Here is a 2,315-nt window from a genome sequence, read left to right on the forward strand (position 1 = left end):
GGCCCTGCGGCCGCTGGCCGACGAACTGCTCGCCGAGTTGGACGCGCTCCCGTCGCCGCGCCACGAGCCGACCGCCCTGCCGGAGATCATCGCGGCCTGCCCGGGTTGGCCCGCCGCGACGCCTGCGACCGTCGAGCAGGACCGCGTGTACGGCGCGTGGCTGGGCCGCGCGGCCGGCTGCGTCCTCGGCAAGCCGGTGGAGAAGATCCCCCGCGAGGGCATCCGCGCGATCGCCGAGGCCACCGGGAACTGGCCGATCCGCGGCTGGTTCACCGCGAAGGGCCTGCCCCAGGAGATCGCGGAGCGGTGGCCGTGGAACCGCCGCAGCGCCGTGAACAGCCTCGCCGAGAACCTCGACGGCACGCCCGAGGACGACGACCTCAACTTCCCGATGCTGGCTCTGGCGCTGCTCGAACGGCACGGGCCGGACTTCACCACGGACGACGTCGCCCAGGCGTGGCTGGACGAACTGCCCGCCGGGCGGGTGTTCACCGCCGAGCGCATCGCCTACCGGAACCTGCTGCTCGGCATCGAGCCGCCGCGGACCGCGACGTACCACAATCCGTTCCGCGAGTGGATCGGCGCGCAGATCCGCACCGACCTTTACGGCTGGGTCAACCCGGGCGACCCCGCGACGGCGGCCGCCATGGCGCACCGGGACGCGCGTCTCAGCCAGACGGCCAACGGGGTCTACGGCGCGATGTTCGCCGCGGCGATGTGCGCGACCGCCCTCGTCGCCGACTCGGTGGACGAGGTGCTGCGCGCCGGCCGCGCGGTGCTGCCCGAGGGCTCGCGGATGGCTGACGCGGTCGACGAGGCCGTCGCCTCGGCCCGCGCCGAGCGCGACCTCGACCGGGTCCTGGACGGGCTGCACGAGCGTCACGCCGGGCTGCACTGGGTGCACTCGGTCAACAACGCGGCCCTGGTCGCGGCCGCCCTCGCCCATGGGGACGGCGACTTCACCCGGTCCGTCTCGGCGGCGGTGGCCGGCGGCTGGGACACCGACTCCGACGGCGCGACCGTCGGTTCGATCACCGGGGCACTCGGGGGCGCCCCGGCCATCCCCGAGGCGTGGACCGCGCCGCTGCGCGACCGGATGAGCAGCAGCCTCACCGGCTTCGACGGCGTACGGATCAGCGACCTCGCCGCCCGTACGGCCGCGCTGCGGCCGTGAGAGACCTCGACCGGCCGACGCGTGTCCCCCTGGAGGACGCCGCGGACCTGTCCGGGCTCGACCGAGCGAAGATCTTCGCGGCGCCGGAGGACCCCGGCGACCGGCCCGCGTGGCGAGCCGCCCTGACACGCTGGCGAGACGGGGCCGGCCCGCCGCCGCGCTACCCGGCGTGGACGCGGAACTGCTTCGCGGTCTGCGTGGCGTGGCTGTGGGACACATTCCTCTACGACTCCGGGCGCGGCGTCTTCACACCCGAGACGTTCCTGGCCCACGGCGTGCGCGAGTTCGGCGGGTACGACGCGGTGGTGCTCTGGCACGCGTACCCGGTGATCGGCCTGGACGGCCGCGACCAGTTCGCCTTCTACCGTGACGTGCCGGGGATCGCCATGCTGGTCGCGGCGCTGCGGCGGCGCGGCGTCCGGGTGCTGCTGGACTACAACCCGTGGGCGGCCGGCGGCGAGCCGCACGCCGAGGCGCTCGCCGCGCTCGTCGACGATCTCGGCGCCGACGGGGTCTTCCTCGACACCCTCCGCGAGGGCGGGACGGACCTGCGAACCGCGCTCGGCCCGGACGTCGCGCTGGAGAGTGAGTCGGCGGTCCCGCTCGGCCGGGTGCCGGACCACGCGATGTCGTGGGCGCAGTGGTTCGGCGACTCCGCGACGCCCGGGGTGCTGCGGACCAAGTGGTTCGAGCGGCGGCACATGCTCCACCACACCCGCCGCTGGCACCGCGACCACTCCGACGAGCTGCACTCGGCCTGGATGAACGGCTGCGGCATCCTGGTCTGGGAGAACGTCTTCGGCTCGTGGGTCGGCTGGAACGCCCGCGACCGCGCGCTGCTGCGCGCCATGCTGCCGGTACAACGGCGGTTCGCGCGGCTGTTCCACTCCGGTGAGTGGACGCCGCTCGTGGACGAGGCCGCGCCGTGGCTGCCGGCCTCCCGCTGGAGCGACGGCGACACGACGCTGTGGACCGTGGTCAACCGGTCCGGCCGGCCGTACGAGGGACCGCTGCTCGGCGTCGATCCCGGCGTGGAGTGCCACGACGCGGTCACCGGTGCACGGCTCGGGCCCGGCGCGTACGGGCGGATCCAGGCGCGCGGCGTGGGCGCGGTGGAGGGCGCTCCCGGCGGGGCGCCGCC

The 2,315-nt window shown here is 75.1% G+C and carries 2 protein-coding genes; both read left to right on the top strand.

Annotation, left to right across the window (positions count from 1 at the left end; genetic code table 11):
- Nucleotides 1-1,174: ADP-ribosylglycohydrolase family protein (locus ACFFNX_RS48015; RefSeq protein WP_378213113.1), on the top strand; the 1,174-nt coding region annotated here is incomplete at its 5' end.
- Nucleotides 1,171-2,315: glycoside hydrolase family 18 protein (locus tag ACFFNX_RS48020; RefSeq protein WP_446678562.1), on the top strand; the 1,145-nt coding region annotated here is incomplete at its 3' end. The genes ACFFNX_RS48015 and ACFFNX_RS48020, both read left to right, overlap by 4 nt.

Origin of the sequence: Actinoallomurus acaciae (assembly GCF_042429965.1) — a bacterium.
GTDB classification, from domain to species: Bacteria; Actinomycetota; Actinomycetes; order Streptosporangiales; family Streptosporangiaceae; genus Actinoallomurus; species Actinoallomurus acaciae.